This is a genomic window from Agreia sp. VKM Ac-1783 (assembly GCF_900177765.1).
Classification (GTDB): domain Bacteria; phylum Actinomycetota; class Actinomycetes; order Actinomycetales; family Microbacteriaceae; genus Agreia.
Map to the genome: position 1 here is coordinate 914,213 of NZ_FXWI01000003.1, position 8,507 is coordinate 922,719.

General features: G+C 65.5%; 4 protein-coding genes. 1 reads left to right on the forward strand and 3 read right to left on the reverse strand.

Annotated elements, in window-relative coordinates:
• Positions 1–31: 31 nt before the first annotated feature.
• The 3 genes from CCK87_RS14085 to CCK87_RS14095 are packed head-to-tail and all read right to left on the reverse strand — an operon-like array spanning position 32 to position 5,631.
• On the reverse strand, positions 32–3,439 hold the full coding sequence (locus CCK87_RS14085) for an error-prone DNA polymerase (RefSeq protein WP_086461962.1): 3,408 nt from the start codon (positions 3,437–3,439) through the stop codon (positions 32–34).
• A gap of 12 nt (positions 3,440–3,451) precedes the next feature.
• On the reverse strand, positions 3,452–4,996 hold the full coding sequence (locus CCK87_RS14090; RefSeq protein ID WP_086461963.1) for a DNA polymerase Y family protein: 1,545 nt from the start codon (positions 4,994–4,996) through the stop codon (positions 3,452–3,454).
• Positions 4,993–5,631, reverse strand: a complete 639-nt coding sequence (locus CCK87_RS14095) for a hypothetical protein (RefSeq protein WP_086461964.1) — start codon at positions 5,629–5,631, stop codon at positions 4,993–4,995. Before CCK87_RS14095 ends, CCK87_RS14090 begins: the two co-directional genes overlap by 4 nt.
• Before the next feature lie 92 nt (positions 5,632–5,723).
• Here CCK87_RS14095 and CCK87_RS14100 point away from each other — a divergent pair, with 92 nt between their 5' ends.
• A complete protein-coding gene (locus CCK87_RS14100; RefSeq protein WP_086461965.1) occupies positions 5,724–8,318 on the forward strand; it encodes a DEAD/DEAH box helicase in 2,595 nt (864 codons plus the stop codon).
• Positions 8,319–8,507 lie beyond the last annotated feature (189 nt).

Here is an 8,507-nt window from a genome sequence, read left to right on the forward strand (position 1 = left end):
CCTGAGCCACCGACATGCGTCTACGGGGCCGTCAGCGAAAATCGCGAGAGCGGGTGCGGGTCTTTAGGGGAAGTTCTTCGAAGCGATCTGCCACCAGATTGATGATGCCCTCGGGTGAGCGCTCGAGGATTCCCCGCACGACCAGGGCGGGTGCTTCTCGCGCCAGACGTCGGTAGCGGTTCCAGACACCGGTGCTGACGACGACGTTGAGCAGGCCGGTCTCGTCTTCGAGGTTCATGAAGACGATGCCGCCCGCGGTCTGTGGGCGTTGTCGGTGTGTGACGGCCCCGCCCGCCCGAACGCGCCGCCCTGATTCTGCCTGGGCGAGGGCGGCAATGGGAGACACCCCGCGGGCGGTGAGAGCACCGCGCGCCTGACTGATCGGATGGTCGTCGGGGGAGATGCCGGTCGACCAGATGTCGTAGGCCAATCGTTCGGTCGACGTCAGCACTGGCAGCAGCGGAGGCTGGACGCTGACAGAGGATCCGGCGAGTTGATCCGCGCGCTCAGCGGATGCCTCCCCGGCCTGCCAGAACGCCTCGCGCTGGCTGATGCCCAGCGAATCGAAAGCTCCTGCGGCGGCGAGCGCCTCGAGCTGCTCGGTCGAGAGTCCTGCCCGACGTGACAGATCGGCGAGGTCGACGAAATCGCCCGACTGCTGCCTCTCGTCGACGATGCGCTGCGCCAGATCAGCGCCGATGCCGGTCACGGCGGCCAGACCGAGTCTGACGGCAAAGCCACCGTCGCGACGATGGGTCGCCGTGAGATCGGGTGCTGCGCGATCGAACTCACCGACCGGCGGCTGATCCGCGTCGCAGCACTCTGGGCGGGTGTGCGCCTGAGCTGCGTTGACCGTGTCGAGCTCCTCGAGCGTGGCATCGGCCAAAGACCGCTGGATGCTCGGCCGTCGAACCTCGACGCCGTGCCGACGCGCATCCGCAGTGAGGGTGAGGGGCGAATAGAAGCCCATGGGCTGGGCTCGGAGCAGTGCGGCGAGAAAAGCTGCCGGGTAGTGCAGCTTGAGCCACGCGCTGGAGTAGACCAGCAGGGCGAAGCTGAGGGCGTGGCTTTCTGCGAAGCCGAAGTTGGCGAATGCCTGGATGCGCGCGTAGATGTCTTCACTGGTTTCGAGGTCGAGGCCGTTGCGGGCCATGCCCTCGAAAAGGGTCGCCTTCAGCGACTCGATGCGTTCGACGCCTCGCTTCGAGCCCATTGCTCGGCGAAGCAGATCGGCGTCGGCGGCAGAGCATCCGCCGACCGCCACAGCCATCTGCATCAACTGCTCTTGGAAGAGTGGCACCCCCAGCGTGCGTTCGAGGACCGGCTCGAGCAGCGGATGGGGGTAGGTCACCGCTTCCTCGCCCGTCTTCCGTCTGATGAACGGGTGCACCGCACCGCCCTGGATGGGGCCGGGGCGGATGAGGGCGATTTCTATCACGAGGTCGTAGTAGCGCCGGGGGAGGAGCCGCGGAAGCGTGCCCATCTGTGCGCGACTCTCCACTTGGAAGACGCCGATGGCGTCTGCACGGCACAGCATGTCGTACACCCCGGCTTCTTCTTTCGGGATGCTGTCGAGATTCCACTGCTCACCCGTGTGCTCCTCGACGAGGTCGAAGGTGTACTGCAGGGCGGCCAGGATGCCCAGGCCGAGCAGGTCGAATTTCACCAGGCCCATCCAGGCGCAGTCGTCTTTGTCCCACTGCAGAACCGTGCGGTTCTCTTTGCGTGCGTGTTCGATGGGCACGACCTCGCCGACGGGATTCTCGGTGAGAACCATTCCGCCGGAGTGGATGCCGAGGTGCCGGGGCGCCTTGAGCAGCTGCTGGGCCAGATCGGTCACAGCAGGCGGAATGTCGTGATCGTGCGTCTCGCTCAGGCTTCCCCACCGCTCGATCTGCCGCGACCACGCGTCTTGCTGCCCCTGGCTGTAGCCGAGTGCCTTCGCCACATCGCGAACGGCGTTCTTGGGGCGGTAGCTGATGACATTCGCGACCTGCGCCGCATTCCGTCGGCCGTACCGTTCGTAGACGTACTGGATCACCTCTTCGCGACGATCGGAATCGAAGTCGACGTCGATGTCGGGCTCTTCTTCGCGGAGTGCCGACAGGAACCGTTCGAAGGGGAGGCCCCGCGCGATGGAGTCGACGGCGGTGATTCCCAACACATAGCAGACGGCCGAGTTGGCCGCAGAACCTCGCCCCTGACACAGGATGCCCCGGCCCCTCGCAAACCCCACGATGTCTTCGACGATCAAGAAGTAGCCGGGAAAATCTTTGTCTTCGATCACGCGCAGCTCGCGCTCGAGCCTGTCGTGGATGTCGGGCGTCGCGTTCGGGTAGCGCTTCTGGGCACCCCGTCGCACGAGTTCGCGCAGCCAGCTGATGGGTGTGTGCCCGGCTGGAACATCGAGTTTCGGAAGATTCGGGCGCGCCGACCGCAGCGAGAACGACAGATCCGCGGCGATCTCGACGGTTCGCTCGACGGCTCCCGAATAGCGCGAGAACCGGGCACCCATTTCGGCGCCGCTGCGCAGGTGCGCGCCCGCGGATGCCGGCAGCCATCCATCCATCTCGTCGAGACTGCGGCGCGCGCGGATCGCTGCCAGGGCTGAGGCGAGTGGATACGTTTCTGGGCCGGCGAAGTGAACGTTGTTGGTCGCGATGACGGGTAGTCGGGCGCGAGCGGCCAGGTCGGCCAGGGCATCGTTGAGGCTCGAGGCACGAGGGTCTCCGTGGTCGAACAGCTCGACCACGACGTTGTCTCGACCGAAGAGATCGATCAGACGATCGAGTTCTCGCGCAGCAGCCGGTGATCCATCGCTCTCGAGGGCTCTTCTCACAGCTCCCTTGCGGCATCCGGTCAAGACGAGCCACGAGTTCTGCGCCTCCCGCGAGAGATCCTCGAGCGCGTACACCGGATGCCCTTTTTCTGCACCCGGCGCCAATTGGGCGCTTGTGATAGCACCGGCCAAGCGGTGGTAGCCGCTTTCTTTTCGCGCCAGAACCACGAGGTGGTCGCCTTCGGGGTCGGCGACGCCGTTTTGAGGAGCCCCGAGTCCCAGCGAGAGTTCGGCGCCGAAGACGGTCATCAGATCGACGCGCTCAGCGGCCTCGGCCATACGGACGATTCCGTAGAGGCCGTCATGATCGGTGAGACCGAGGCCGGTGAGTCCGAGGTGCACGGCCTCCTCGACGAGGTGCTCAGGAGAGGACGCGCCGTCGAGAAAGCTGTAATGCGAGTGCGCGTGCAGCTCGGCGTACGGCACGACCGTTGCCTCGGGTCGTGAGGCCCGAGCACGCGGTTCGTAGGGGGCGCGTTTGCGTGACCAGGCGGGGCTGTCGCCTCCGTCGGCCCCGTGTGGCCGATCGTCGCGCCGTGTCGCGCCCGATGCGATGCGTTCGAATTCAGACCACGGAATGGGGGGATTCGCCCAGTTCATGACGGAGTCCGCTCAGTCATAGCGGGCCTCTGCTGCCCACTCGTGGTCTTCGAGGATCATCAGCCATGCCATGCCCTCGGAATCGATCATCTGGAATCGATGGGCGCTTCGGCGCGCATCGGCATCCCACCATCTCTGTGTCACGGGCCACGGTCCGGCCCACGACGAGACCTTCATCGCCGGAGATCGGCCGAGCGCCAGCCACGCAGGAGGAGCGGTTGCCGTGCCCCGGCCATCGACATCGATCGGCTCACCGTTCGGGCCGCGTACATCGGCTGGTCTGGGCTCTGAGAAGACGGTCGCTGGAGCCGGAGGGGGGATGCTGCCGGGCCAGGGCAGAGTGCGCTTCGCCGGTGGGGTCTCGTCTCCCCAGGCGACGAGCACCTGCCTTTCGTTCAGAAAGCGGCCTCCTCCGAGCGACGGGGTAGAGACCGATCCGTGTCCGAGGATGCTGTGCAGTCTCGCCAGCGCGTGGTGCACACGCTCGTCGAGGGAGGTGCCCCAGAGGCCGGACTCGTGGTTCGCGCTGGTGTCTACCCGAGCGGGAGACAATTCGACTCGCTCGACCGGAGATGTCGGGCCCGCAGTGACACCTCCCGAGCCTTGAAGCTGCCAGCGCACGCGGTCGACCACGTCGGCCGCCGAGAAATGATGCGGATGTGACCAGGACCTCTCGCGTCGCTCGCCGGATTCGCTGGTGACGGTGATGCGCAGCGCCGTGCAGACCAGACCGCTCTTGGCAAGCCGATCGATCATCGACTCAGACGCGGTTCTCACTCCGAACGCGATCTGATCGACACGGTCGAGTGCCGGTTCGAAGGTCGCACCGGCTCCGAAGTCGATCTCGGGCGTGTGTTCGGCTCCAGAAAGCCGGTCGGTCGCGGATGCCCGGTCATGAGCGCGCAGTCCGGCCTCTCCGAATCTCGCACCGACGGCGACACGGTCGAGAGCAGCGAAGTCGCCGAGGCTGTGCAGCCCCAGTCTGCGCAGAACGGGCACAAGAGTCGAGTCGTCGAGCGTGGAGATCGGTGCGGGTGCCAGAAACTGCCGCGTCGTGCCCACGGCGACGATCGCTATCGGGGAGTCGCCGCTCGTCTGCAGCGCGGCGCGCTCTGCGCCGAAGACGCTGTCGGCGATTCCCAGCCGTGCGGCGATATCGGCCCTCGCCAGCGCCTGGTGAATCGTCGAGGCCGCCCGCTCCTCGCCACCGTAGAAGCGGGCAGGCCCTCGCGCTCTGATGGCGCACAATCCCGGGCGAAGAATGCGAACGCCGGGAACCAGGTCTTCGAGTGACGCCACGACGGGTTCGAATGCCCGGGCGTCGACCTGAGGATCGTAGGCGACGACGAGAAGCTCGGGGCATCTCAGTTGTGCCTCGCGAACGGCGAGGCCCCGCTGCACACCAGACGCTCGCGCATCGCTCGAGCAGGCGAAGACGACACCCTTGTGAATGAGCGCAAGCGGCTGCTCGGCAGAAAGCTCAAGACGGCGACGGGCGGCGATGATCGGCCAGTCGGGCAGCCAGACCACCAACACGCGTGCATTCGTGGAGGTCATGAAATCATCTCCGACGGCACGCGGAGTCGTGAACGCCGGGGTGGGCCTGGGCTCTGGCCCTGCCGAACCTCGAGCTCGAGGTGCCGATCGGCGAGGTGTCCGTAACCGTCGCCCAGGCCGGTCCACGTCGACGAGACCACGCGGATCTGCGACTCCGACTGCGGCCACTCGCCGAGTACGAGCATCGTCGATCGGGTCTGCCGCAGGCGGGCGAGAAGTCGCGATGCCTCTGCCGAGGCGATCCGCGCGGGAGCCCTGACGATCACCAGGCCGAGCACGTCCGCCATCGAGCCGACCGTCGACATCCACCGATCGCCCGGATCGGCGACCCAGACGAGGCGATCGAGATCGATTCCCCAGCCGGCCGCGGCCTCGAGCCCGAGATCGGGAACGTCGAGCACGCCACACCATTCGCCGCTCTGCGATGCTGCGGCGACGAGGGCCAGGGCGAGCGACGTAGACCCCGAGATCGAATAGACAGTTCCGCGCCGAAGTCCGCGCCCGAGGACTGCCCGCAGCATAGGAAGCAGGGGGAAGGCGTCTTCGTCGAGCCGCGTGGACTGCATCGAGCTGATTCGCGCCTGCAGGGCCTGCCTCACCGAGGCAGGAGACTCGAAGGCGGCTACCGAACTCATTCTGCAATGTTCGAATATATGTTCGAATAAGTCAATCGGGCCGCGAGTGTCAGTTAGGCGCTCGGCCCGGCAGAGGGCAGGATCGATACATCATGACCGTGACTCTGCCCGAAGCCCCCGACAGCGACGACGCCGTCACGTCGGGCGACGAAGGCGAGCGCGCTTCTCTGCTGTCGCTCCTGCCCGAGAAATTCGACGAAGACACGGTTTTCAGTGCCTTCGAGACGTGGGCGAGTTCGCGGGGCATCACGCTGTATCCCGCTCAAGAAGAGGCGGTCATCGAGATCGTCTCCGGTGCGAACGTGATTCTCTCCACGCCCACGGGCACCGGAAAGTCGCTCGTCGCGATCGGGGCTCATGCCGCCGCCATCGTGCGCGGGCAGAGGAGTTACTACACGGCTCCGATCAAGGCCCTCGTGAGCGAGAAGTTCTTCGCCCTGGTCGATGTCTTCGGTGCGGCGAACGTGGGCATGGTCACGGGCGACTCGTCGGTGAATCCGGATGCACCCATCATCTGCTGCACGGCCGAGATCCTGGCGAATCTCGCGCTGCGCCATGGTGCCGACACCGACGTCGGGCAGGTGGTCATGGACGAGTTCCACTTCTACTCCGACCCCGAACGCGGCTGGGCCTGGCAGGTTCCACTGCTCACCCTCCCCGGAGTGCAGTTCGTGTTGATGTCGGCCACCCTCGGCGATGTGACCTGGCTCGCAAAAGACCTCACGGCTCGAACCGATCGTGAGACCGCCGTGGTCACGGGTGTCGAGCGGCCTGTTCCTCTGCACTACTACTACGCGACGACGCCCGTTCAAGAAACGGTCGAGGAGCTGCTCGAGACTCATCAGGCGCCCGTCTACATCGTGCACTTCTCGCAACTCGCGGCCCTCGAGCGTGCGCAGGCACTCACCAGCATCCGGGTCGCGACTCGCGAACAGCGCGACGAGATAGCCGAGGTCATCGGTGGGTTCCGCTTCACCACGGCCTTCGGCAAGACGCTCAACAGGCTGATCCGGTCGGGCATCGGAGTGCACCACGCCGGCATGCTGCCCAAGTATCGTCGCCTCGTCGAGCAGCTCGCCCAGCAGGGTCTTCTGCGCGTCATCTGCGGAACAGACACGCTCGGTGTCGGCATCAACGTTCCCATTCGCACCGTGCTGCTCACGGCGCTCACGAAATTCGACGGCGTGCGGATGCGCCAGCTCAACGCCCGGGAATTCCACCAGATAGCGGGTCGCGCCGGTCGCGCCGGCTACGACACCGCCGGAACGGTCGTGGTGCAGGCCCCGGAGCATGAGACCGAGAATCTGAAGGCGATCGCGAAGGCGGGCGACGATCCCAAGAAGAAACGCAAGATCGTCAAGAAGCGTGCACCCGAGGGCTTCGTCTCGTGGGGCGAGCCCAGTTTCTTGCGGCTCGTCGACGCGGAGCCCGAGACTCTGTCGTCGAGCATGCAGGTGAGCCACTCGATGGTTCTCAACGTCATCGCCCGCGAGGGTGACGCCTTCACCGAGTTCAGGCAGCTCATCGAGACGAGTCATGAGCCCCGCGCGAAACAGCTCGCGCACCTGCGACAGGCGCTGGCCATCTACCGAACTCTCCGCACGGCCGAGGTCGTGACCCAGGTGCCGCAACCGGGTGGCGGGCCCGATCGCATCCGGCTCACCGTCGATCTGCAGCCCAGTTTTGCGCTCAACCAGCCGCTGTCGCCGTTCGCGCTCGCGGTCTTCGATCTGCTCGACGAAGATAGCGACACGTATGTGCTCGACATGATCTCGGTGGTCGAATCGACGCTCGAGAACCCCCGGCCCGTTCTCTCGGCGCAACAGTTCTTGGCCCGGGGCGAGGCCGTGGCCTCGATGAAGTCCGAGGGCATCGAGTACGAACAACGCATGGAACTGCTCGAGCAGGTGACCTGGCCGATGCCGCTCGAGCAGCTGCTCGGCGAGGCCTTCGAGGTGTACAGCGCTTCGCAACCATGGATCGGGGACTTCGAGTTGAAGCCCAAGTCTGTGGTGCGCGATCTCTATGAGAGAGCGATGACGTTCGGTGACTTCATCAACTTCTACAAGCTCTCCCGCTCCGAGGGCCTGGTCCTGCGCTACCTGTCCGACGCGTTCCGCGCGGCAAGGCAGACCATCCCCGACGAGGCGAAGACCGAAGAACTTCACGATCTCATCGAGTGGCTCGGAGAACTCGTGCGCCAGGTCGACTCGAGTCTGCTCGACGAGTGGGAAGAGCTGATCAACCCGAGTGACGATGGCGGGAGTGTCGAGAATCCGGGCATCGTGCCTCCGGCGCCGCGACTTCTCACCTCGAACACGCGTGCCTTCCGCATCCTCGTGCGCAACGAGATGTTCCGCCGGGTTCAACTCGCCGCCCTCGAGAACTACGAAGCCCTCGGTGAAATGGATGCCACGTCAGGTTTCGACGCGAACGCCTGGGCTCATGCCATGGACGACTACTTCGACGAGCACGACGAACTGCTCACGGGTGCGGATGCGCGCAGCGCCGCGATGCTCATCATCGACGAGCGGCCGGGGGAGTGGTCGGTGCGCCAGATCTTTGACGATCCCGCCGGCGATCACGACTTCGGCATCTCCGCCACGGTCGATCTCGCGGAATCGAACGAACAGGGCGTTGCCGTCGTTCGCGTAACCGCGATCGACAACAGCCCCCGCGTTCCCTGAGCTCGTCGTTCTCGGCCCCTGTCGTTCGCCGGGCCTGTCGTTGCCTGAGCCTGTCGAAGGGCGCCACTTCCGCGGAATTCGGCGGATGCTAGCCGCGACACGCCCGGGCTGCACGCCGGTTTTGACGGTCGCAGAATCTGCCCGTAATGTTTTCTCTTGTCACCCCACAGGTTCGGAAAGCCGAAGAGC